Here is a 22,801-nt window from a genome sequence, read left to right as displayed (position 1 = left end):
GGCCTGGTGATGGAACGACCCGCGAAGGCCGCCCCACCAAAACGAAAAAACGCCGCCACCGGGTTCGCGTATGCAAACCGGATGTGCGACGTCTTTGTCGTGGAGGGGCAACCGCCGTTGGCTACCTGTGATGTTTACATAGCAAGTCTTGCGCCAATCGTGAGACCGCCATCTACGCAGTTTTGCCGCAGCGCCTAAATCCAGGCAGACACGGCTGTCGTGGCGAGCGGGCTTGCCCCGCGCTGGGCTGCGCAGCAGCCCCAAAATCAGTCACCTCGGACTATCTGATAAAACATTGTGATCTTGTTGGGGCTGCTTCGCAGCCCAGCGCGGGCAAGCCCGCTCGCCACAGGGGGGCGTCAGTGTCTGAAAGGTGTGTCGGTGCCGCTATCTCAGCCCAACAACTCACTCATGGCAATAATCTGCTCCGCTACCTGGATCAGCTTTTGCTGGCGGCTCATGGCCTGGCGGCGCATCAGGGTGTAGGCCTGTTCCTCGTTGCAGTCTTTCATTTTCATCAGTAGGCCCTTGGCCAGCTCGATGCGCTTGCGTTCTGCCAGTTGCTGGTCGCGGGCTATGAGTTGCGCGCGCAAGGCCTGGTCGCTCTCGAAGCGCGCCATGGCGACATCGAGGATCGGTTGCAGGCGCTGGGCCTGGATGCCTTCGACGATATAAGCACTGACCCCGGACTTGATTGCCTGGCGCATCACGCCGGGGTCATGTTCGTCGGTAAACATCACGATGGGCCGGGGCTGGTCGCGGCTGACCAGCACCACCTGCTCCATCACATCGCGGCCGGGTGATTCGGTATCGATCAGAATCACATCCGGGCGCACCGTTTCGACGCGCGCCGGCAGGTCGATGGTCAGGCCCGACTCATCGATCACTTCAAAACCGGCCTCGGTCAGCGCGCTCTTGAGGCGCCCGACTTTGCGCGGTGTGTCATTGATCAGCAGGATTCGCAACATGGGTGGCCTCCCGTCAGCGCAAGGCGTGGCGGACGACATCGTCGGCCAGGGCGTGCAGGCGGAAACTGCGGGCGTAGCCGGCCGGGTCCGAGCCATCCCAGACCTTGCCGTCGATCAACTGGCTGCTGCGCATTTCTTCTGTCTTGGTCGCCACGCCCACGGCGCTTGCGGCTTGGCGATACAGATCCAGTTGCTGCACCTGACGGGCAACGGCGTGGTAATCGGGGTCTTCACGCAACAGGCCCCAGCGGCGGAATTGGGTCATGAACCACATGCCATCGGACAGGTACGGCAAGTTGACCTCGCCCCCGCCATGAAAGCGCAGCGCGTGTACGTCTTGCCAGTGGTTACCCAGGCCGTCGTCATAGATGCCCAGCAGCCGCGGTTCGATGCAGTCGAGTGGCGCGTCCAGGTAATCCCTGGCGCTAAGAAGTTGCGCGGTGGAGCGCCGGTTTTCGGGGCTGTCGTCGATAAAACGGCTGGCTTCCAGAACCGCCATCACCAGCACGCGTGCGGTGTTGGGGTATTGCTCGACAAACGCCTGGGTGCAGCCCAGGACTTTTTCCGGGTGGTCCGGCCAGATCGCCTGGCTGGTGGCAAGGGTGAAGCCCTGGTTCTGCTGCACCGCGCTGGCACACCAGGGTTCGCCGACGCACAGGCCGTCGATCCGTCCGGCTTGCAGGTGCGCGACCATTTGCGGCGGCGGGACCACCACACTCTCGACATCCCGCAGCGGGTGAATGCCCTGGCTGGCCAGCCAGTAATACAACCACATGGCATGGGTACCGGTAGGAAAGGTCTGGGCGAAGGTGAGTTTTGTCCGACTTTGGTGCACCTTGCGCTCCAGTGCCTCAGGACTGGTCACACCTTGTTGTTGCAGGCCCTGGGACAGGTTGATGCCTTGGCCGTTCTGGTTCAGGCCCATCAGCACCGCCATGTCGCTTGCAGCGACGCCGCCGATGCCCAGGTGGACCGCATAGATCAGGCCGTACAGGCTGTGGGCGGCGTCCAGTTCGCCGCTGACCAGCTTGTCCCGCAGCCCGGCCCACGACGATTGGCGCTTGAGGTTCAAGGTCAGGCCATACGGTTGGGCAAACCCCTGCGTCGCCGCGACCACCAGCGAGGCGCAATCGCTCAAGGCCATGAAGCCCAGGTCGAGGCTGCTCTTTTCCGGGGCATCGCTGCCGTTGACCCAGGCCAGGGGATTGGTTGCCTGGCTGTAGCCGACCTGATCACTCATCAACACCTACCTTCTGTGTGAAAAAAGGCGTCGCTCCGTAGGGTGTCTTACAAGCCACCTGCGGTAACGACGCCTTTGTCCTTGAGCCCGTTCCGTCATTGGCGCGGGCTGCCCTGGGCAAGGTAAAGCAAGGCACATGCCACGGCGTGTGGCATGGGGTAGGCCGTCAGGCTTTCATCAAGATTGCGCCGTGGGGGCCTTTCACTATGGCGCCCCTTCAGGCAACACCGTCCAGGAAACCCAGCGTGCTCCTTGCCCGATTTACCACAGCGACCGTCCAGGGCCTTTTGCAGCGCTGGCTGCTGGCCGCTCTGCTGATGCTCAATGCCTTGCCGGCGATGGGCGAGTCCTATCTGGCGTGGGACGAAAGCCTGCAAGGCTTCTTCGGTCGGCTTGCGGTGCCCCTCGGCCAGCCCATCGTGGTCAGCAAGTTGGCGGCGGGCAAACGTATCAGCGGGCAGTTTGATTTTGCCAACGCGCAAGCCGTCCTCGAGGCCGTGGCGTTGCAGCATGAATTGATCTGGTACAGCGACGGCCAGGTGCTGCATCTCTACGACGCTGGCGAGGCCAAGAGTTCCGGGGTAGCCCTGCGACACATGACGGTCGACCGCCTGCGCGACGTCATGGGGCGCACGGGGCTCGACGAGGCGCGCTACCCCCTGCGCAAGGCCGGCCCCCGTCTGTTTTACGTGTCGGGGCCCGCCAACTATGTCGATCACGTCATGCGCCTGGCCCAGTTGATGGACCGCCCGCGCCCGGCGCGGCGTGAGGACATGCAAAGAGTTGGGGTCATCCAGGTGCTCAACGCCGATGTAGCAGACCGCCAGTACGACAGAGGCGCGCAGACCATCACCGTACCCGGTCTCGCCACGCTCCTCGAGAAGCAGCTCGCCGAACTGGGTGGCAAGGCGCGCACCGGCATCACGGTGATTGCTTATCCGCAGGTCAACAGCCTGTTGATCAGTGGCAGTGAGCAGCAACTAAGGATGATCAGGGAACGGGTGGCGGAACTGGATGTGCCCCCGCGTTCTTTTGCCCAGGGGCAGGGCGCTTCGACATCCCTGAGCGCCGATCAGTACGAACGTGTACGGCGCGCGTTTGCCCGGGTCGGCGAGCAGTAGCGCCAGGCTTCGAAAGTTCCTACGCAAAACTCCTGCAAAACTTCGACGCATCGGGCTTTTTCCTAACGTGAAATTGATGACGGGTTTCTATAGTCGCGCCTCTCCCAGACGGTGCGTGACGCAATCCTCAGGCGCTGTGAATGCCCGCAGACAGGTACAGAGGTTTGAATGGTTGTTGCAGTTGAGGGCTTGATGACGGCGTCCCTCGCCTTTGGTCAGTGGACGTTGCAGGAGGATGGCAGGCTGACCACCGAAGGTCGCGACATTCAGCTACCGCCCAAAGAGAGTCACGTGTTGCGCCTGTTGTTGACCACGCCTGGGGTGCTGGTCACCAAGGATTGCCTGCTGGAGCATGTGTGGCCGGATATCGACGTTGCCGAAGAATCCCTGACCCGCTGCATCTACTCATTGCGCAAACAACTGGAGGGCGATCGTGGGTTGATCGCAACGGTGTATGGCCGCGGTTATCGCTTCAATGGCCGGGTGCGGGTGGTCGCGCGCCCTGGGCTGGTGCAGGCGGTGGGGGCACACACCGCTGCGTGCCCGGCCTGTGGATGGTGTGGTGAGCGGGTATGAGGCGTGCTTGCCGGCTGGGACTGATGTTATTGAGCCTGGGTGGAGTCGGTCAGGCCCAGGCGTATTGCTGGGCCGAGGCCGCCCGCCAGTACGATATCGAGCCAGAGCTGTTGCAGGCGATTGCCGCAGTAGAGTCCGGCTACCGCGCCGAAGCCATGAACCACAGCAACAACAATGGCACCCGCGATATTGGCCTGATGCAAATCAACAGCATTCATCTGCCACGCCTGCTTAAACAGGGGATTACCGAACAACGGTTATTGGATGAACCGTGCCTGTCGGTGGAGGTGGGGGCATCGATCCTGGCCGACTTTATCAAGCAGTTTGGCTACAACTGGACCGCCGTGGGCGCCTATAACGCCGGGCCGGGAGCCGGGGCCGAACGTGATGAATTGCGCCTGCGCTATGCGCGCAAGATCTGGGCGCGCTACGAAGAGTTGATGGCCTCCCGCAGCGGATGATCGACCGACGGTGTGCCATGCCTCGCGCGCACCCGCCACCCCGGCTATAATCGCCGCCACCTTTCGCCGCCATCCGAGTCAAGCCCGCCCATGTATACCCTGGCCCGCCAGCTGTTGTTCAAACTCTCCCCGGAAACTTCCCACGATCTGTCCCTGGACCTGATCGGCGCGGGCGGCCGCCTGGGGCTCAATGGCCTGGTGTGCAAGGCGCCGGCGCAAATGCCGGTCTCGGTGATGGGGCTCGACTTCCCCAACCCGGTTGGCCTGGCCGCTGGCCTGGACAAGAACGGCGCGGCCATCGACGGCTTTGCGCAACTGGGGTTCGGCTTTGTGGAGATTGGCACGGTCACGCCGCGCCCGCAGCCGGGCAATCCCAAACCGCGCATTTTCCGCCTGCCGGAAGCCGAGGCGATCATCAATCGCATGGGCTTCAACAACCTGGGCGTTGACCATCTGCTGTCGCGGGTGCAGGCCGCCAAGTACAAGGGCATCCTGGGGATCAATATCGGCAAGAACTTCGACACCCCGGTGGAACGTGCGGTGGATGACTACCTGACCTGCCTGGACAAGGTTTACGCCCATGCCAGCTATGTGACGGTCAACGTCAGCTCGCCCAATACCCCGGGCCTGCGCAGCCTGCAGTTTGGCGACTCCCTCAAGCAACTGCTCGAGGCCTTGCGCCAGCGCCAGGAAGACTTGGCGGTGCGCCATGGCAAGCGTGTGCCGTTGGCGATCAAGATCGCCCCGGACATGAGCGACGAAGAGACCGTGCTGGTGGCCCAGGCCCTGGTGGATTCGGGGATGGACGCGGTGATTGCCACCAACACCACCCTCAGCCGTGCTGGCGTTGAAGGCCTGGCCTACGGTGACGAGGCCGGTGGGCTTTCCGGCGCGCCAGTGCGCGAACAGAGCACCCATATCGTCAAGGTGCTCGCGGCCGAGCTGGCCGGGCGTTTGCCGATCATCGCCGTGGGCGGGATCACCGAGGGCAAGCACGCCGCCGAGAAAATCGCCGCGGGCGCCAGCCTGGTGCAGTTGTACTCCGGGTTTATCTACAAGGGGCCGGCGTTGATTCGCCAGTCGGTGGACGCCATCGCGGCCTTGCCAAAACCCTGATGCGAACGTCCGGCCATAAAAAAGGGCTCCTCGAAGGAGCCCCTGGGCCGAAGCCCGCCGCCCGGATGGGGCGTGCGTGGTTAAGTCGTTACATTCTTCAAGGTGGTTGTCGGAATTAAGTGCCCTGATTAGCCGACGGCGTGAAGTTCGTTGAGTCTGTGGATCCCCGCAGTGCCGGTCATACCGTCCCAGTTGTCGCCGCGTCCTTCGCGCCACCCATTAATCCAGGCCTGGCGTACCGACGGTAGAGTAAATGGGCAAAGCTCACGGGATTTGCCATGAACGCCATACTGATATCCGCGTAAAAATGCTCTTTCCAACGGATCACGCTTAAGTCTTCTCATAGGGTGTTTCCCTCACTTGTTGACTGTCTTGATATCCTTCGACCTCATGCGAGGCCGGGCAGAGTTTTTCTGCCGTTGGTGCGGCTCGCTGCCGGCGTGGCGAGCCAATGTGTCAGCGTCGTTGCGGCGCTAACCTGTGTTGAGTTCTAACCAATAGGTCACATGGATTCAATGATCGTTTTGTCATAAGCACGTAACGATAACGATGCTATAGCCATAAGCTGGGATGGCTTTTCGCCCCTTTTTTTGGCCAAAGCCAGCTATGATGTGCCCTGTATAGAGGATGGGTTTAATCCTTTAGTGAGAATACCCGCCGCCTGCAGTCGGTTATTATTCGACGAAGGGTCGGAATATTTCCTTTTGTTGCAAAAATTATCTCTCTGCGCCGGCAATCAAGGCCCACAAAGCCTGGACGCCGGGGTGGAACGGCACACATTCGTGCCACGCGAGCGCTCTTCAAGAAAAGCGCTTGATTGAAAATCGAACGCGCGATGCGTCGCCCGTTCACTTATTGCTGAAAAGCCTGGAATGCCCATGTCGGACCGTTACGAACTCTTCCTCACTTGCCCCAAGGGCCTCGAAGGCCTGCTGATCGAGGAAGCCGTCGGGCTTGGCCTTGAAGACGCCCGCGAGCACACCTCGGCCGTGCGCGGCATGGCCGACATGGAAACCGCCTACCGCCTGTGCCTCTGGTCGCGCCTGGCCAACCGTGTGTTGCTGGTGCTCAAGCGCTTCCCGATGAAGGACGCCGAAGACCTGTACCACGGCGTACTGGATATCGAATGGCAAGACCATATGGTCCCCGATGGCACCCTCGCGGTGGAATTCAGCGGCCATGGCTCGGGCATCGACAACACCCACTTCGGCGCGCTGAAGGTCAAGGATGCGATTGTCGACAAACTGCGCACCCCGACCGGCGAACGCCCGTCCATCGACAAGATCAACCCCGACCTGCGCATTCACCTGCGCCTGGACCGTGGCGAAGCGATCCTCTCCCTCGACCTGTCCGGCCATAGCCTGCACCAGCGCGGTTACCGCCTGCAGCAGGGCGCCGCACCGTTGAAGGAAAACCTCGCGGCGGCGATTCTGATTCGTGCCGGCTGGCCGCGCATTGCCGCAGAAAACGGCGCGCTGACGGACCCGATGTGCGGCGTCGGTACCTTCCTGGTGGAAGGTGCGATGATTGCTGCGGACATGGCGCCCAACCTCAATCGCGAGCAGTGGGGCTTCACCGCCTGGCTCGGCCACGTGCCGGCGCTGTGGAAAAAACTCCACACCGAGGCCAGCGAACGTGCGGCCATCGGCATGAACAAACCGCCGCTGTGGATCCGTGGCTACGAAGCTGACCCGCGCTTGATCCAGCCCGCGCGCAACAACATCGAGCGTGCCGGCCTGAGCCACTGGATCAAGATCTACCAGGGCGAAGTCGGTACCTTCGAGCCGCGCCCGGACCAGAACCAGAAAGGCCTGGTCATCTGCAACCCGCCGTACGGCGAGCGCCTGGGTGACGAAGCCAGCCTGTTGTATCTCTACCAGAACCTCGGTGAGCGTCTGCGCCAGGCGTGCATGGGCTGGGAGGCGGCGGTATTCACTGGCGCACCTGACCTGGGCAAGCGCATGGGGATCCGCAGCCACAAGCAGTATTCGTTCTGGAACGGCGCGTTGCCGTGCAAGCTGCTGCTGATCAAGGTCAACCCGGACCAGTTCGTGACCGGCGAGCGCCGCACCCCGGAACAGCGCCAGGCCGAACGTGAGCAAGCCGCTTACGATCAGGCCCCGACCGAGCCGCAAGAGCGCCAGTACAACAAGAACGGTAACCCGATCAAACCCGCGCCGGCACCGGCTCCGGTGGTCGAGCAGGCGCGCTTGAGCGAAGGCGGGCAGATGTTTGCCAACCGCCTGCAAAAGAACCTCAAGTTGCTGGGCAAGTGGGCCAAGCGCGAGGGTGTCGATTGCTACCGCGTGTACGACGCCGATATGCCGGAATACTCCATGGCTATCGACCTGTACCACGACTGGGTGCACGTCCAGGAATACGTGGCGCCCAAGTCCATCGATCCGGAAAAGGCTTCGGCGCGCATGTTCGATGCCCTGGCTGCGATTCCCCAGGCGCTGAACATCGACAAGAGCCGCGTAGTGGTCAAGCGCCGCGAGCGCCAGAGCGGTACCAAGCAGTACGAGCGCCAGAGCGCCCAGGGCAAGTTCACTGAAGTCAGCGAAGGCGGGGTGAAGCTGCTGGTCAACCTGACCGACTACCTGGATACCGGGCTGTTCCTCGACCACCGCCCGATGCGCATGCGCATCCAGAAAGAAGCGGCCGGCAAACGCTTCCTCAACCTGTATTGCTACACCGCCACGGCCAGTGTGCATGCGGCCAAGGGCGGTGCGCGCAGCACCACCAGTGTCGACTTGTCGAAAACCTACCTGGACTGGGCGCGCCGCAACCTGTCCCTCAATGGCTTCTCCGACAAGAACCGCCTGGAGCAGGGTGATGTGATGGCCTGGCTGGAAGCCAGCCGTGATGAATTCGACATGATCTTCATCGACCCGCCGACCTTCTCCAACTCCAAGCGCATGGAAGGCGTGTTCGACGTCCAGCGCGACCACGTGCAGTTGCTCGACCTGGCCATGGCCCGTCTGGCACCGGGCGGGGTGCTGTATTTCTCCAACAACTTCCGCAAGTTCCAGTTGGAGGACAACCTGGGCGAGCGCTATGCGGTCGAGGAAATCAGCGATAAAACCATCGATCCGGATTTTGCCCGTAACCCGAAAATCCACCGGGCCTGGAAAATCACCGCACGCTGATCGACCTTGAAGCCGCGGGCCCGGATTTTTCCGGGTTCGCGGCTTTTTTACGCTGGTCAAAAGTGGGCTCGATGGCTATAACTAATCTCTTAGCCAAAGTGGCGCCCCTGCACGCTGGTGTTTCGAGTTTTGCCTATGCCGTTGCAAGACGTCCGCCCGAAAATACTGGGATTTATCAGCGAACAGGCGTCGGCTTGGCTGGTAGCGTCGGTAGTATTGCTGGTGGGTGTGGTGCTCACCGTCGTGCTGGCGCTGGCCACGGCCGATTTGCATCAGCAGGAAGTCCGCCAGCGTTTTCAGTTGTTGGTCAACGAACGCTATAGCCGCCTGGAAGAGCGTTTTGAAGACCAGGAACAGCGTCTGGGCAGCCTGCGGCGTTTTTTCGTCAATTCCAATACGGTTTCCCGTGAAGAGTTCGATGGGTTCGCCCAGCCGTTGCTCATGCGCGCGCGGGCCTATGCCTGGGCGCCACGGATATTTCGCGATCAGCGCCAGGCTTTCGAACAACAAGTGTCACTCCAGCGTGGCGCGCCTTTCTCCATTCGCGAACTGAACGACAACGGGACCCTGCTGCCGGCAGGCGAGCGCGACGAATATGTGCCGGTGTTGTATAGCCAGACCCAAAGCCTGATCGGCTCGCCCCTGGGGTTTGACTTGCTGGCCCAACCACTGCGCCGCTCAACCGTCGAGCGGGCGTACCGGTCCGGGAGCATCGCCGTGTCCCAACCCATGTTGCTGGTGGGTGTGGAGCCGGCGTATGCCATGGGGGTGTTGCTGGTAGCGCCCGTCACCCGGCCGCACACCGCGCAAATGACCTACAACGAACCCTATGGTTTCGTCATGGCGGTGATCAGCATGCGCCAGTTGGTGGCCGACGGCTTGCCCAAGCCCGCGCGGGACAACCTGGTCATGCAGATTGTCGATACTTCCGACACCCAGCAGCGAGTGTTGTACGAGTCGGATAACGCCGTGGCCGATAGCGGCCTGGAGGCGATCCGCCGGCTTACCCTGGGTGATCATGTCTATGCCCTGAGCCTGCGCCCCAGTCAGGTATTTGCCCAGGCCAATCACTCTGCGGTCACCAGTATCCTGGTCATGGGTGGCTTGCTTAGCCTGTTGCTCAGTGCCTTGCTCTACGTGCTGGTCAGCCAGCGCCAGCGGGCGGTGAGGCTGGTACAACAGCGCACCGGGCAATTGCACCAGCGTGAGTATGAGTTGCGCGGCGCCCACGGCCAGTTGCGCAGTGTGCTCAATGCCGCGACCCAGGTGGCAATCATTGCCACGGATCTGCGGGGGGTGATCAACACCTTCAATGCCGGTGCCGAGCAGATGCTGGGTTATCCGGCGCAGCAGGTGCTCGGTCACATGACCCTCGAAAGCCTGCACCTGGCGTCGGAACTGGAAACCCGTGCCATGCAGCTGAGCCAAGCGCTGGGCAAACGGATCATGCCGGGCCAGGCGATGCTGGTGGAGGGGGCCGACAGCCTGCATGAGGCCCGGGAATGGACGCTGGTCCGCCAGGACGGCAGCCAGTTGACCGTGAATATGCTGGCCACGGCATTGCTTGATGACCATGGCTTATGGATCGGACACCTGGCGATCTGCCTGGATGTCACCGAGCAGAAACGCGCCTACGAGGCCCTGGCAGCACGGGATCGGTTGCTGAAAAAACTCAGTGCCCATGTGCCGGGTGGGATTTTCCAGTTCACCCTGGAGCCCAACGACAATTGGCGGTTTATCTACGCCAGCGACGGTATGCGCGATATCTATGAAATCGATCCGGGGCTGTTGCAACAGGATGCCAAGCAAGTTTTCGAACGTATTCACCCCCTCGATGCTGAACGCATCCGCGCTTCTATCCGCTTGTCAGCGCTGCAATTGAGCCATTGGCGCGAAGAATATCGGGTGCAACTGCCAGGCCGCGGCCTGCGATGGATCCGTGGCGAGGCGACGCCGGAAGAGTTACCCGGCGGCGGTACCTTATGGCATGGCTACGTGTCGGATATTTCCGATCTAAAGCGGGTGGAGGAGGAGCTGCGGGCGCTGTCGATCACCGACTCATTGACGGGTATCCATAACCGCCGCTACTTCCAGGACCGGCTGAAGGCCGAGATGAGCCGGGTGCGGCGCACGGCGGGTACGCTGGCCGTGATCATGCTGGATATCGACCATTTCAAGCGCATCAATGACCAGCACGGGCACGCTGCCGGGGATGGGGTGTTACAGGAGCTGTGTCGGCGGATCAGCCAGCGTTTGCGCCGCAGCGATGTGTTCTGTCGCCTGGGCGGCGAGGAGTTCATGGTGCTGTGTCCGAACACCGATGGCGTTCAGGCCTACAGCCTGGCAGTTGAATTATGGGAAGTGCTGCGCAGTACACCGATGGAAGGCGTTGGCACCGTGACGGCCAGTTTTGGCGTGGCCAGTTGGCGGGTCGATGACGGTGTGGATGGCTTGTTGTTGCGCGCGGATTCGGCGGTGTACGCCGCCAAGCAAGCGGGCCGGGATCGGGTTGAGTCGCAGCGGTTGCCTGCTTGACGGGTTGGTTGTGACAAGCAGGTTGTTGTGGCAAGCCCGCTCGCCACAACAAGCCTGCTTGCCACAGTAAGCCCGTTGGCAAAGCCACAATCACAACAAGCTGTTTACAGGCCCGGTGCAGCCGCCGCCAGCTTCGGCTGGCGATACAGGTCCAGCAATACCTGGTCCAGCACCGATGATGCACCCCACGGCTTCGGATCGTTGAGGATCGCCACCACTGCCCAGGTATTGCCATTGTTGTCGCGGCTGAAGCCGGCAATGGCGCGCACGGTGTTCAGGGTGCCGGTCTTGACGTGCGCTTCGCCGCGCAGGGCCGTGGTTTTCAGGCGCTTGCGCATGGTGCCGTCACTGCCGGCAATCGGCATCGAGCTGATGAATTCTGCCGCGTACGGGCTTCTCCAGGCGGCTTGCAGCATGGTCGCCATTTCCCGGGCGCTCACGCGTTCGGCACGGGACAGGCCGGAGCCGTTTTCCATCACCAGGTGCGGTGCCGTTATGCCTTTTTTCGCCAGCCACTGGCGGACCACGCGTTGCGCCGCCTTGGCATCGTCGCCGTCGGCATCGTTGCGGTATTGCGCGCCGAGGCTGAGGAACAGTTGCTGGGCCATGGTGTTGTTACTGTATTTATTGATGTCGCGAATGATCTCTGCCAGGTCCGGGGAGAACGCACGGGCCAGGACCTTGGCGGTTTTCGGCACCGGGGCCAGTACGTCGCGGCCCTGGATAGTGCCGCCCAGCTCTTTCCAGATCGCCCGCACGGCACCGGCGGTGTAGGTGGCATGGTCGAGCAGCGACAGATACGTCTGCGAGCTGCAGCCGTCGCCCAACTGGCCGCTGACCGTCACGGTGACGCTGCCATCGGCGGCGGTGACCGGGTTGTAGCGCACGTCACCGGTGCACTGCTTGGCGTTGGTGGCCTTGACCTGATTGTCGATCTGGATGCTGGCAATCGGCGGTTCGACCGAAACCAGCACCCGGCCCGAGTCATTGCGGGTGACGAAACGCAGGGCCTTGAGGTTGACCAGCAGGGCGTCCGGCTTGACCAGGAACGGTTTGTTGGCATCGTTGCCGTCGTCGTTGAATTCCGGCAATTGCGGCTGGATGAAGAAACCACGATCCAGTACCAGGTCGCCGGTCACTTGCTGTACGCCATTGGCGCGCAGGTCGCGCATCAGCAACCAGAGTTTCTCCATGTTCAACTTGGGATCGCCACCGCCCTTGAGGTACAGGTTGCCCCGCAGGACGCCGCCGCTCAGGGTGCCGTCGGTGTAGAACTCGGTCTTCCACTGATGGTTGGGGCCGAGCATTTCCAGGGCGGCGTAGGTGGTGACCAGCTTCATGGTGGATGCCGGGTTGACCGAAACGTCAGCGTTGAACACCGTGGCGGTGCCGGGGCCATTGAGCGGAATCATCACCAGGGACAGCGCATTGTTCTGCAGCTTGGCTTTCTGCAGGGCTTCCTGGACTTTAGGTGGCAAGGTGGTATTGATCGGTGCGGCGGTGACGGAGAGGGCCAGGGGCAAGAGGAAACTGGCGAGTAACAATGGACGCAAGGATTTGACCATAAGAAGTAAGACCCTACTGCATAGGAGGGTGAATGTAGCGGGGGCTATGTAAGAAAATCCCCCAGTGGTCATGAAAGTGTCGGCATTATGCCCCAAGGTGGGGCTACTTGTGCCTCAACGATAGCTGCAAATGGCGGTTTTTTTTAGCCCTGACGTGCCACCCGTCTTGGATTGCCGGGCATTCAGCGCCTTAAACTGGTAGAGTGCCGGCCGTTAATACTTAAGAGGATTGTTCCAATGGCGACTAACCGTTCCCGGCGTCTGCGCAAAAAACTGTGCGTTGATGAATTTCAAGAGCTGGGTTTCGAACTGAACCTGGACTTCAAAGAAGGTTTGGACGATGAAGCGGTTGACGCTTTCCTCGAAGCATTCCTGACTGAAGCGATGGACGGCAATGGCCTGGACTACGTTGGCGGTGATGACTTCGGTCTGGTCTGCAAAGCCACCCGTGGTTCGGTCAACGAAGAGCAGCGTGCCGCTGTTGAAGCGTGGTTGAAGGCTCGTCCAGAGCTGACCCGCGTTGAAGTCAGCGCACTGCTGGACGCCTGGCACCCAGAAAAGCCGATCAACCCGGCTGTCTGATGGCATGAAAAAGCGACCCGCCCGGGTCGCTTTTTCGTTTCAGGGTATTTATCAGGCCTTGCGCCAGTTCAGAATCACCAGCGTCAACACCCCCGCCACAATCCCCCAGAATGCCGAACCGATGGAGAACAGCGTCAGCCCCGACGCCGTGACCATAAAGGTGATCAGCGCTGCTTCCCGTTCCTTGGGCTCATTCATGGCAACGCTCAGGCCATTGATGATCGAGCCAAACAGCGCCAATGCCGCGATCGACAGCACCAGCTCCTTTGGCAGTGCGGCGAACAAGGCCGCCAATGTGGCCCCAAATACCCCGGCGACCCCGTAGAAAATCCCGCACCACACGGCGGCGGTGTAGCGCTTGTTGCGATCCTCATGGGCGTGGGGCCCGGTGCAGATGGCCGCACTGATGGCGGCCAGGTTGATACCGTGGGAGCCAAACGGGGCCAGCACCAGCGAGGCCAGGCCGGTGGTGGTGATCAGCGGTGAGGCCGGCACGTCGTAGCCATCGGCACGCAGGACCGCGACCCCCGGCATGTTCTGCGAGGTCATCGCCACCACGAACAGCGGAATACCAATGCTGATGGTCGCCGCCAGGGAGAAGTGCGGTGTGGTCCATACCGGCGTCGCCACTTCCAGGCTGAACCCGCTGAAGTCCAGTAGCCCCATCAATCCGGACAAGGCGGTGCCGATCAGCAGCGCGGCCAGCACGGCATAACGGGGCGACAGGCGCTTGATGATCAGGTAGGTAAAAAACATGCCCAGCACCAGGGCGGTGCGGTGCTGCGCGGCGACGAAAATCTCGCTGCCGATCTTGAACAGAATCCCGGCCAGCAGCGCGGCGGCCAGTGAAGCGGGAATCTTCTTGACCAGCTTTTCAAAGCTGCCGGTGAGGCCGCAGATCGTCACCAGCACCGCACAGGTGATGTAGGCGCCGATCGCCTCGCCGTAGCTGACCCCGCCCAGGCTGGTAATCAACAGTGCCGCGCCGGGGGTCGACCAGGCGATGGTGATGGGCGTGCGGTAACGCAGGGACAAGCCGATGCTGCACACCGCCATGCCGATGGAAATTGCCCAGATCCATGAGGAGATTTGCCCGGTGGTCAGGCCGGCGGCCTGGCCGGCCTGGAACATCAGCACCAGCGAGCTGGTGTAGCCGGTCATCATGGCGATAAAGCCGGCAACGATGGCCGAGGGCGAAGTGTCGGCCAGTGGGCGCAGGGGCGCCTGGGTCGCGTCGGTCATGGAAAAGTCTTCCTTGTACCCGGCAACTTGTAGGCGCCGGCTTGCGGGCGAAGATCTTCAACGATGGCGCGGGCATTCTGGTGGAAGGCGGCGCTCTCAGGTTCTTCGCGAGCAAGCTCGCTCCTACAGGGGCATCGGGGCAGCATTGATGGGTGGGGAAATCGTGGAATCAAGCCTAAACTCAAACGTAACTGACTGTTGCAATACAGCCGGCCGCGCAAACAGCCGTACAGTGTGTTGGCGCAACGGGTTGTGTACAATGTGCGCTGTTTTTACGCGATACTTGCCAGCGACCCGCTGTACCTTTATTACAGTCAACGTCAATTCGCCGCCGTTCTCCCGACCCGAGTGCCCATGAACGAACAGTTGCAGCCCCTCAAGAAACAGCCGCGAGCCGGTAAGGCCGGTCGCAGTGGAACCCAGGACGATATCGTTTACGCGCATATCTTCGAGGCCATCCTCGAACAACGCCTGGCGCCCGGTACCAAATTGAGTGAAGAAGCACTGGGCGAGATCTTTGGCGTCAGCCGCACCATCATCCGCCGCGCCTTGTCGCGCCTGGCCCATGAAGGCGTGGTGTTGCTGCGCCCCAATCGTGGTGCGGTCGTGGCAAGCCCTAGTGTCGAGGAAGCCCGCCAGGTGTTCCTGGCCCGGCGTTTGGTGGAGCGGGCGATCACCGAACTGGCGGTGCAGCATGCATCGACCGAAGAGCTGGCCGAACTGCGCCAGATGGTCAACGACGAGCGCGACAGCTTCTCCCGCGGGGATCGCGGCGCGGGTATCCGGTTATCCGGCGAGTTCCACCTGAAACTGGCCGAGGCGGCAAAGAATGCCCCGCTGATCAGCTTCCAGCGCAGCCTGGTGTCCCAGACCTCGCTGATCATCGCCCAGTATGAAAGCGGTAACCGCTCGCACTGTTCCTATGACGAACACACCCAGTTGATCGACGCGATCGAGGCCCGGGATTCGGCGTTGGCGGTGAACCTGATGATGCATCACATGGATCACATCGACAGCAAGCTCAACCTCGATGAGGAAAGTGCGTCGGATGATTTGCATGCGGTGTTCTCGCATCTGCTGCAAACCAAGAAGCCGGGCCGCTCCTCAATCAAGCTGTAAACCCGATCAAGCTGTGTAGGGGCTGGCTTGCCAGCGATGCAGGCACCGCGGTGTATCTGTTCACCGCGGTGAAGCCCCTACAGGGGATCAGCGTTGGTGCACCAGATTGCCCGCTGCATACGTCTGCATCACCGCCCGATCATCCCCCAGCGTCATCAGTACAAACAACGTCTCGGCAATGTTATTGGCCTGCTTCAAGCGATAGCTGAGCAGGGGCGTGGCGTTGTAGTCCAGTACCAGGAAATCTGCATCGGTGCCCGGCTGCAAGGTGCCGATCTTGTCTTCCAGGCGCAGCGCTTTTGCACCGCCCAAGGTCGCCAGGTACAGCGATTTGAACGGGCTCAGCCGTGCGCCCTGCAATTGCATGACCTTGTAGGCTTCGTTCAGCGTCTGCAGCAGCGAGAAGCTGGTGCCGCCCCCCACATCGGTGCCCAGGCCCACATTGAGTTTGTGCTTCTCGGCCATCGGCAGGTTGAACAAGCCGCTGCCCAGGAAGAAGTTCGACGTCGGGCAGAACGCCACGGCTGAACCGGCTTCGGCCAGCCGCGCGCACTCGTCGTCGCACAGGTGCACGCCGTGGGCGAATACCGAGCGCTCCCCCAGCAGCTTGTAGTGGTCGTACACATCCAGGTAGCCACTGCGCTCTGGGAACAACTCCTTGACCCATTGCACTTCCTGCAGGTTTTCACTGATGTGAGTCTGCATGTACAGGTCCGGGTATTCCCCCAGCAATTGGCCGGCGAGGGTCAGTTGTTCCGGTGTGCTGGTGGGGGCGAAGCGCGGTGTTACGGCGTAGTGCAAGCGGCCCTTGCCGTGCCAGCGCTCGATCAGCGCCTTGCTTTCCTGGTAGCCGGACTCGGCGGTGTCGGTCAGGTAGTCCGGTGCATTGCGGTCCATCATCACCTTGCCGGCGATCATGCGCAGGTCGAGCTTCTCGGCGGCTTCAAAGAATGAGTTCACCGATTGCGGATGCACGCTGCCGAACACCAGGGCAGTGGTGGTGCCGTTGCGCAGCAGTTCCTTGATAAAGATATCCGCGACTTCTTCGGCGTGGGCCTTGTCGGCGAACTGGCTTTCGCAAGGGAAGGTGTAGGTGTTCAGCCAATCCAGCAGTTGTTCGCCGTAGGCACCGACCATGCCGGTTTGCGGCAGGTGGATGTGGGTGTCGATCAGGCCGGGAGTGATCAGCGCATCCTGGTAATGGGTGATTTCGATGTCGGCGGGCAGCGTCGGCAGCAGGTCGCTGGCGTGCCCGAGGGCACTGATCTGGCCGTTGTCGATCACCAGCAGGCCGTCTTCGAAATACTCATAGGAGGCTTCGATCCCGACGATGGCCGGGTCGGCGAGGCTGTGCAGGATGGCGGCACGGTAGGCTTTGCGAGTCAAAGGCATGGTCGTCTCAATTGATAGCTTGGCTGCGGCGCGAAATCGGCAGCAGTTTGGCAATGGGTTCGGCACTCGCGGTGTGCTGGCCGAAGTTGGCGTTATAGGTGGCGATGATCTCGCCGGCGATGGAGATGGCGATTTCCACCGGCAGTTTGCCCTTCACCTCGGTGAGGCCCATGGGGCAGCGCATGCGTTGCAACTGCGCGGCCTCGAAGCCGCGCTCACGCAGGCGGTGTTCGAACTTGACGCGCTTGGTCTGCGAACCGATCAGGCCAAAGTAGGCAAAGTCATTGCGTTTGAGCAGGGCGGCGGTCAGTTCCAGGTCTAGCTGATGATTGTGGGTCATGACGATGCAATAACTGCCGGCGGGCAGGTCGGCAATTTCATCCACCGGCTCTTCGCTGACGATTTTACGCACGCCCTGGGGGATATGCTCCGGGAATTCCTGCTCCCGCGAATCGATCCAGCGCACCCGGCACGGCAGGCTGGCCAGCAGCGGCACCAGCGCGCGGCCGACATGGCCGGCGCCGAATACGGCAATCTGCGCCTGCACCTGGCCCATGGGTTCGAACAGCAGCACGGTTACGCCGCCACAGCACTGGCCGAGGCTGGCGCCCAGACTGAAGCGCTCCAGGTGGGTGTTGTGCTGGCCACGCACGAGCATGTCGCGGGCGATCTGCATGGCCTTGTATTCCAGGTGGCCGCCGCCGATGGTGTCGAAGGTGTGGGTGGCGCTGACGACCATCTTGGAGCCTGAGTTGCGCGGCGTGGAGCCCAGCTCTTCGATGATGGTCACCAGCACGCAGGGCTCGCCCTGGGTTTGCAGGTTGGCGAGGGCACTGATCCAGTTGTTCATGTCTACCTCAACATTTCTGTTGTCAGTTCGGCCGTCATCGCGGGCAAGCCCGCTCCCACAGGGGAATGCATGCCAAATGTGGGAGCTGGCTTGCCTGCGATGGCAGCACCTCGGTCTAGAGCGAAGCCATCTCGGCCTGTGCCTCAACCGCCTTCGCCGCCTGCAACTGGCGCATCTGCTCACAGCCCCACAACACCCGCTCCGGCGTGGCCGGCGCATCGATCTTGGGTTGATGGCGATAGTCACCCAGGCTCGCAACGGCATCCTTGATCGCGCACCACGAGGCAATCCCGAGCATGAACGGCGGTTCACCCACGGCCTTGGAGTGGAACACCGTGTCTTCCGGGTTCTTGCGGTTTTCCACCAACTTCACCCGCAAATCCAGGGGCATGTCCGCCACCGCTGGGATCTTGTAGCTGGCCGGGCCATTGGTCATCAGCTTGCCCTTGTTGTTCCACACCAGCTCTTCCATGGTCAGCCAGCCCATGCCCTGGATAAAACCGCCCTCGACCTGGCCGATATCGATGGCCGGGTTCAGCGAGGCGCCCACATCGTGGAGGATGTCGGTGCGCAGCATCTTGTATTCGCCGGTCAGGGTATCGACGATCACTTCGCAGCAAGCCGCGCCGAAGGCGAAGTAGTAGAACGGTCGGCCCCGTGCCTGGCTGCGGTCGTAGAAGATTTTCGGGGTCTTGTAGAACCCGGTACTCGACAGCGAGACCTGGGCGAAATACGCCTGCTGGATCAGCTCCTCAAAGGTCAGGATCTGCTCGCGCACCCGCACATGGCCGTTGTGGAACTCAACGTCGGCTTCGCTGACGTCGTATTTGCGCGCGGCAAATTCCACCAGGCGTTGCTTGATGGTCTCGGCGGCGTTCTGCGCGGCCTTGCCGTTAAGGTCGGCACCGCTGGAGGCGGCGGTCGGCGAGGTGTTGGGCACCTTGTCGGTATTGGTCGCGGTGATCTGCACCCGGTCGATTTCCACCTGGAAAATCTCGGCCACCACCTGCGCGACCTTGATGTTCAAGCCCTGGCCCATTTCGGTGCCGCCGTGGTTCAGGTGGATGCTGCCGTCGGTGTAGATATGGATCAACGCGCCGGCCTGGTTGAGGAAGCTGGCGGTGAACGAAATGCCGAACTTGACCGGGGTCAGCGCCAGGCCTTTTTTCAGGATCGGGCTGTTGGCGTTATAGCGGCGAATGGCCTCGCGGCGCTCGGCGTATTGGCTGCTGGCTTCCAGTTCGGCAGTCATCTCTTCGAGCATGTTGTGCTCGACGGTCTGGTAGTAATGGGTGACGTTGCGCTCGGTCTTGCCATAGTAGTTGGCCTTGCGCACGGCCAGCGGGTCCAGCGCCAGATGGCGGGCGATGGCGTCCATCACTTCCTCGATCGCCACCATGCCTTGCGGGCCGCCGAAGCCGCGATACGCAGTGTTGGACGCGGTGTTGGTCTTGCAGCGATGGCCGTTGACCGTGGCGTCGCCCAGGTAATACGAGTTGTCGGAGTGGAACATCGCACGGTCGACAATCGAGTTGGACAGGTCCGGTGAGCAACCGCAGTTACCGGCCAGGTCCAGGTTGATCCCGTGCAGGCGCCCGGTGTCGTCGAAGCCCACGTCGTATTCGATATAGAAGGGGTGGCGCTTGCCGGTCATCAGCATGTCTTCGACCCGCGGCAGGCGCATCTTTGTCGGCTGGCCGGTCAGGCGCGCAACCACCGCACACAGGCATGCCGGGCTGGCGGCCTGGGTTTCCTTGCCGCCGAAACCACCGCCCATGCGGCGCATATCGACGACGATCTTGTTCATCGACACGTCCAGCACTTCGGCCACCAGCTTCTGCACTTCGGTGGGGTTCTGGGTGGAGCAGTAGACGATCATGCCGCCGTCTTCGGTGGGCATCACCGAGGAGATCTGGGTTTCCAGGTAGAAGTGTTCCTGACCACCGATATGCAGGGTGCCCTGGATACGGTTTTTCGCGCTCGCCAGGGCGCCTGCCGAATCACCGCGCTGGTGGGTGTGGCTGTCCAGCACGAAGTGTTTTTTGCGAAAGGCCTCGACCACATCCAGCACCGGCTCCAGGTCTTCGTATTCGATCACCGCCGCCATGGCGGCCTTGCGCGCGGTCTCCAGGTCGCGGGCGGCGACGGCCAGCACCACCTGGCCGACAAACTGCACGGTATCGATGGCCAGCAACGGGTCGCCGGGCATCAGCGGGCCGATGTCTTTCAGGCCCGGCACGTCTTCGTGGGTGATGACGATCCGCACACCCTCGAAGGCGTAGCACGGCGCGGTGTCGATACTGAGGATACGGGCGTGGGCGCGGTCGGACATGCGCGCATACAGGTGCAACTGGTTGGGGAATTCCAGGCGGTCATCGATGTACTGCGCTTCGCCCGACACATGCTTGGCGGCGCTGTCATGCTTGACGCTGCGCCCGACCCCGGACGTCAGGTCCTGGGCAAACAGGGTGGCCATTTCGGCTTGGGTTTTTACCACGGCGTGATGATTAGACATAAGCGGTCACCCGAGTCTCGATGTGCGGTGTTTGCAGCTCGATGAAGTATTTACGCAGCAGGTTCTGCGCGCTGAGCAGGCGGTATTCCTTGCTCGCACGGAAGTCCGACAGCGGGGTGAAATCTTCGGCCAGGGCGGCGCAGGCTTTCTCCACCGTGGCGCTGTTCCAGGTGGCGCCGATCAGTACCGCTTCGCAGTGTTGCGCACGTTTGGGCGTGGCGGCCATACCGCCGAAAGCCACGCGGGCATCGCTGATCACGCCGTTGTCGAGCTTCAGGTTGAAGGCCGCGCATACCGCAGAAATGTCATCGTCCAGGCGCTTGGAAACCTTGTAGGCGCGGAACAGCGCATGGCCCTTGGGCACGATGATTTTCTCGATGAACTCGCTGTCCTGGCGGGCGGTGACGCGGTAGTCGATGAAATAGTCTTCCAGGGCCAGGGTGCGGCGCACGTTGCCCTTGCACAGCACGATCTGCGCGCCAAGGGCGATCAGCAGCGGCGGCGAGTCACCGATGGGCGAGGCGTTGCCGATATTGCCACCGAGGGTGCCCTGGTTGCGGATTTGCAGAGACGCGAAGCGGTGCAGCAGGTCGCCGAAATCGGGGTATTCGTGGTGCAACGCGCTGTAGCAGTCGGAGAGGGCGGTGGCGGCGCCGATTTCCAGGCGGTCGTCAAAGGTCTCGATGCGTTTCATGGCTTCGATGTTGCCGACGTAAATCATCACCGGCAGCGTGCGGTGGAACTGGGTGACTTCCAGCGCCAGGTCGGTGCCGCCGGCCAGCAGCCGGGCTTGGGGATAGGCGTCGTAGAGGTCGGCCAGGTCGGCGACGGTCAAGGGCACCAGGCAGCGCTTGTCGCCGCTGTTCAGCTCACCGGTTTGCGTCGGTGCGATGGACTTGAGGCGGGCAATGGTTTGCGCCTCACGGCTGTCGAACTGGTCCTGGGGCTTGTTGCAACAGGCTTGTTCGGCGGCGGCCAGGATCGGGCGGTAGCCGGTGCAGCGGCACAGGTTGCCGGCCAGGGCTTCGTGGGCCTTGGCGCTGTCCGGGGCGTCGCTGTTTTTTTGCAGGGCAAACAGCGACATCACAAAACCTGGGGTGCAAAAGCCGCATTGCGAGCCATGGCATTCGACCATGGCCTGTTGCACGCTGTGCAGTTGGCCCTGGTGCTTGAGGTCTTCGACAGTGATCAGTTGCTTGCCGTGCAGGGACGAGACAAAGGTCAGGCACGAATTGAGGCTGCGATAGCGAATCTGTTCGGCGCCTTGCTCGTCGGTCTGCAGCTCACCCACCACCACAGTGCAGGCGCCACAGTCGCCGCTGGCGCAGCCTTCCTTGGTTCCGGATTTGCCCAGGTGCTCACGCAGATAGTTGAGCACAGTCAGGTTCGGGTCCAGGGCATGCTCGCTACGGAGCTCCTGGTTTAGTAAAAACTGGATCACGGAAGGCCTCGCAGACTCATTATTGTTGTTAACCGCTTTGCGCCGAATCTAGTCATGTCTGACTTTTCGGTCAACGATTTTCTGACCGAAAGGTCAAGAAAGTGCGATTGCAACACCTTTGATTATGGTTCAGATCCTTGTAACCGCCGTTTCAAGCGGTGCCTGGGCTTTATCGTCTGCTTATTTCATGCCAAATTCGGCGTTGTCGGCCCAGCGATTGCGCTACACTGCCGCCCTTGTACCGATAGAAGATTTTGAAGGGAAAACATGACGTTCAAGGCGCCGGACAGTCTCGCCGAGCAAATCGCTCACCACCTTGCCGAGCGCATTATTCGCGGCGATCTCAAGCCTGGGGAGCGGATCCAGGAACAGAAAGTCACGCTGGCACTCAATGTCAGCCGTGGCTCAGTGCGCGAAGCCTTGCTGATCCTCGAGCGCCGGCACCTTATCGCCATCTTGCCGCGCCGTGGGGCACACGTCACCGAGCTCACCGCGCACAAGGTGCAGAGCCTGTGCACGCTGATGAGCGAGCTGTACATCCTGCTGGGCAACGCGGTCGCCGAAGGCTGGCAGACCCAGGCCGACATGGCGCCCTTCGTGCAGATCCAGCAACGGCTGGTGAGCAATTTCGAGCGCGAGGACATCCGCGCCTTCGTCGAAGAATGCTTCAATGTGATGCGCGCCGCGTACCCCTTCGCCAATAACCCGTACCTGCAGGAAACCGTCGAGAACCTGCAGCCGGCGATGAACCGCGCCTATTACCTGGCCCTGGATCAGCGCAAGGCCTCCATGAGCGAGTACCTGGCGCTGTTCGAGCAACTGCTCGCCGCCGTACTGGCCCGTGACCTGCCGCAGATTCGCCAGGTGCTGTCGGCCTACTGCCAGCGCAGCAGCTCGTTGGTTATCGCAGCCCTGGCGGACGCCTAAGC

At 61.7% G+C, this 22,801-nt stretch carries 18 protein-coding genes; 9 read left to right on the top strand and 9 right to left on the bottom strand.

The features are described 5' to 3' along the window. Nucleotides 1-392 precede the first annotated feature (392 nt). Together FIV38_RS07235 and FIV38_RS07230 are read right to left on the bottom strand one after the other, a co-directional pair. A complete protein-coding gene (locus FIV38_RS07235; protein ID WP_029298254.1) occupies nt 393-968 on the bottom strand; it encodes an ANTAR domain-containing response regulator in 576 nt (191 codons plus the stop codon). A 13-nt stretch (nt 969-981) separates the two neighbouring features. Then, complete coding sequence (locus tag FIV38_RS07230; protein ID WP_092231834.1) at nt 982-2,208, bottom strand: CmpA/NrtA family ABC transporter substrate-binding protein; 1,227 nt, start codon at nt 2,206-2,208, stop codon at nt 982-984. Nucleotides 2,209-2,453: 245 nt separating this feature from the next. Here FIV38_RS07230 and FIV38_RS07225 point away from each other — a divergent pair, with 245 nt between their 5' ends. The 4 genes from FIV38_RS07225 (at nt 2,454) to FIV38_RS07210 (ending at nt 5,482) form a co-directional block, all read left to right on the top strand. Continuing rightward, on the top strand, nt 2,454-3,329 hold the full coding sequence (locus FIV38_RS07225; protein ID WP_235860946.1) for a secretin N-terminal domain-containing protein: 876 nt from the start codon (nt 2,454-2,456) through the stop codon (nt 3,327-3,329). 168 nt (nt 3,330-3,497) lie between these two features. Beyond that, nucleotides 3,498-3,905, top strand: a complete 408-nt coding sequence (locus FIV38_RS07220; RefSeq protein ID WP_092231831.1) for a winged helix-turn-helix domain-containing protein — start codon at nt 3,498-3,500, stop codon at nt 3,903-3,905. Then, nucleotides 3,902-4,366 (top strand): transglycosylase SLT domain-containing protein, encoded by a 465-nt coding sequence (locus FIV38_RS07215; RefSeq protein WP_092231828.1) that lies wholly within the window; start codon nt 3,902-3,904, stop codon nt 4,364-4,366. Before FIV38_RS07220 ends, FIV38_RS07215 begins: the two co-directional genes overlap by 4 nt. A 90-nt stretch (nt 4,367-4,456) precedes the next feature. Continuing rightward, nucleotides 4,457-5,482 carry a quinone-dependent dihydroorotate dehydrogenase gene (locus FIV38_RS07210; RefSeq protein ID WP_092231826.1) on the top strand — a complete coding sequence of 342 codons (1,026 nt, stop codon included), beginning with the start codon at nt 4,457-4,459 and terminating at the stop codon, nt 5,480-5,482. Nucleotides 5,483-5,610: 128 nt separating this feature from the next. On the opposite strand, the gene rmf is transcribed toward FIV38_RS07210, so the two are convergent. After that, complete coding sequence (gene rmf / locus FIV38_RS07205; protein WP_002553055.1) at nt 5,611-5,826, bottom strand: ribosome modulation factor; 216 nt, start codon at nt 5,824-5,826, stop codon at nt 5,611-5,613. A 534-nt stretch (nt 5,827-6,360) separates the two neighbouring features. Between rmf and rlmKL the strand changes: the two genes are divergently transcribed. Continuing rightward, nucleotides 6,361-8,631 carry a bifunctional 23S rRNA (guanine(2069)-N(7))-methyltransferase RlmK/23S rRNA (guanine(2445)-N(2))-methyltransferase RlmL gene (gene rlmKL / locus FIV38_RS07195; RefSeq protein WP_029298230.1) on the top strand — a complete coding sequence of 757 codons (2,271 nt, stop codon included), beginning with the start codon at nt 6,361-6,363 and terminating at the stop codon, nt 8,629-8,631. 135 nt (nt 8,632-8,766) lie between these two features. Continuing rightward, the gene (locus tag FIV38_RS07190; protein WP_092231823.1) at nt 8,767-11,166 is read left to right on the top strand and encodes a sensor domain-containing diguanylate cyclase; all 2,400 of its coding nucleotides are present in this window, start codon (nt 8,767-8,769) and stop codon (nt 11,164-11,166) included. Nucleotides 11,167-11,270: 104 nt separating this feature from the next. Here FIV38_RS07190 and dacB read toward each other — a convergent pair whose 3' ends face one another. Further along, nucleotides 11,271-12,731, bottom strand: a complete 1,461-nt coding sequence (gene dacB, locus FIV38_RS07185) for a D-alanyl-D-alanine carboxypeptidase/D-alanyl-D-alanine endopeptidase (RefSeq protein WP_092231820.1) — start codon at nt 12,729-12,731, stop codon at nt 11,271-11,273. A gap of 237 nt (nt 12,732-12,968) precedes the next feature. On the opposite strand from dacB, the gene FIV38_RS07180 reads away from it, so the two are divergent. Further along, complete coding sequence (locus FIV38_RS07180) at nt 12,969-13,313, top strand: YggL family protein (protein WP_003219101.1); 345 nt, start codon at nt 12,969-12,971, stop codon at nt 13,311-13,313. A 51-nt stretch (nt 13,314-13,364) separates the two neighbouring features. Here FIV38_RS07180 and FIV38_RS07175 read toward each other — a convergent pair whose 3' ends face one another. Then, nucleotides 13,365-14,555, bottom strand: a complete 1,191-nt coding sequence (locus FIV38_RS07175) for a benzoate/H(+) symporter BenE family transporter (RefSeq protein WP_029298221.1) — start codon at nt 14,553-14,555, stop codon at nt 13,365-13,367. Between the two features lie 354 nt (nt 14,556-14,909). Here FIV38_RS07175 and FIV38_RS07170 point away from each other — a divergent pair, with 354 nt between their 5' ends. Then, entirely contained in the window at nt 14,910-15,674 is a 765-nt protein-coding gene (locus tag FIV38_RS07170; RefSeq protein WP_029298219.1) for a GntR family transcriptional regulator, read from the top strand. Nucleotides 15,675-15,761: 87 nt separating this feature from the next. Here the strand turns inward: FIV38_RS07170 and guaD are convergent, their stop codons facing one another. The 4 genes from guaD to xdhA all read right to left on the bottom strand — a co-directional run bounded on the left by guaD (nt 15,762) and on the right by xdhA (nt 21,872). Beyond that, on the bottom strand, nt 15,762-17,066 hold the full coding sequence (gene guaD / locus FIV38_RS07165; RefSeq protein WP_029298217.1) for a guanine deaminase: 1,305 nt from the start codon (nt 17,064-17,066) through the stop codon (nt 15,762-15,764). Between the two features lie 7 nt (nt 17,067-17,073). Continuing rightward, a complete protein-coding gene (xdhC, locus tag FIV38_RS07160; protein ID WP_092231817.1) occupies nt 17,074-17,916 on the bottom strand; it encodes a xanthine dehydrogenase accessory protein XdhC in 843 nt (280 codons plus the stop codon). A gap of 115 nt (nt 17,917-18,031) precedes the next feature. After that, entirely contained in the window at nt 18,032-20,431 is a 2,400-nt protein-coding gene (xdhB, locus tag FIV38_RS07155) for a xanthine dehydrogenase molybdopterin binding subunit (protein WP_070994726.1), read from the bottom strand. After that, nucleotides 20,424-21,872, bottom strand: a complete 1,449-nt coding sequence (gene xdhA / locus FIV38_RS07150; RefSeq protein WP_092231814.1) for a xanthine dehydrogenase small subunit — start codon at nt 21,870-21,872, stop codon at nt 20,424-20,426. The genes xdhB and xdhA overlap by 8 nt, the downstream gene beginning before the upstream one ends. Nucleotides 21,873-22,139: 267 nt before the next feature. Between xdhA and FIV38_RS07145 the strand changes: the two genes are divergently transcribed. After that, a complete protein-coding gene (locus FIV38_RS07145) occupies nt 22,140-22,799 on the top strand; it encodes a GntR family transcriptional regulator (protein WP_029298208.1) in 660 nt (219 codons plus the stop codon). The last annotated feature ends 2 nt before the right edge of the window (nt 22,800-22,801 follow it).

Source organism: Pseudomonas proteolytica (genome assembly GCF_007858275.1).
Taxonomy (GTDB): Bacteria; Pseudomonadota; Gammaproteobacteria; order Pseudomonadales; family Pseudomonadaceae; genus Aquipseudomonas; species Aquipseudomonas proteolytica.
This window is presented reverse-complemented; position numbering and strand designations above follow the sequence as displayed.

Bases quoted from the DNA above. Each gene is read 5' to 3' on its own strand.
- rlmKL (WP_029298230.1), top strand. From the start codon at position 6,361: ATGTCGGACCGTTACGAACTCTTCCTCACTTGCCCCAAGGGCCTCGAA.
- FIV38_RS07190 (WP_092231823.1), top strand. From the start codon at position 8,767: ATGCCGTTGCAAGACGTCCGCCCGAAAATACTGGGATTTATCAGCGAA.
- FIV38_RS07170 (WP_029298219.1), top strand. From the start codon at position 14,910: ATGAACGAACAGTTGCAGCCCCTCAAGAAACAGCCGCGAGCCGGTAAG.
- xdhB (WP_070994726.1), bottom strand. From the start codon at position 20,431: ATGTCTAATCATCACGCCGTGGTAAAAACCCAAGCCGAAATGGCCACC.
- guaD (WP_029298217.1), bottom strand. From the start codon at position 17,066: ATGCCTTTGACTCGCAAAGCCTACCGTGCCGCCATCCTGCACAGCCTC.
- rmf (WP_002553055.1), bottom strand. From the start codon at position 5,826: ATGAGAAGACTTAAGCGTGATCCGTTGGAAAGAGCATTTTTACGCGGA.
- FIV38_RS07235 (WP_029298254.1), bottom strand. From the start codon at position 968: ATGTTGCGAATCCTGCTGATCAATGACACACCGCGCAAAGTCGGGCGC.
- FIV38_RS07145 (WP_029298208.1), top strand. From the start codon at position 22,140: ATGACGTTCAAGGCGCCGGACAGTCTCGCCGAGCAAATCGCTCACCAC.
- FIV38_RS07175 (WP_029298221.1), bottom strand. From the start codon at position 14,555: ATGACCGACGCGACCCAGGCGCCCCTGCGCCCACTGGCCGACACTTCG.
- xdhC (WP_092231817.1), bottom strand. From the start codon at position 17,916: ATGAACAACTGGATCAGTGCCCTCGCCAACCTGCAAACCCAGGGCGAG.
- FIV38_RS07180 (WP_003219101.1), top strand. From the start codon at position 12,969: ATGGCGACTAACCGTTCCCGGCGTCTGCGCAAAAAACTGTGCGTTGAT.
- FIV38_RS07220 (WP_092231831.1), top strand. From the start codon at position 3,498: ATGGTTGTTGCAGTTGAGGGCTTGATGACGGCGTCCCTCGCCTTTGGT.
- FIV38_RS07215 (WP_092231828.1), top strand. From the start codon at position 3,902: ATGAGGCGTGCTTGCCGGCTGGGACTGATGTTATTGAGCCTGGGTGGA.
- FIV38_RS07230 (WP_092231834.1), bottom strand. From the start codon at position 2,208: ATGAGTGATCAGGTCGGCTACAGCCAGGCAACCAATCCCCTGGCCTGG.
- dacB (WP_092231820.1), bottom strand. From the start codon at position 12,731: ATGGTCAAATCCTTGCGTCCATTGTTACTCGCCAGTTTCCTCTTGCCC.
- FIV38_RS07210 (WP_092231826.1), top strand. From the start codon at position 4,457: ATGTATACCCTGGCCCGCCAGCTGTTGTTCAAACTCTCCCCGGAAACT.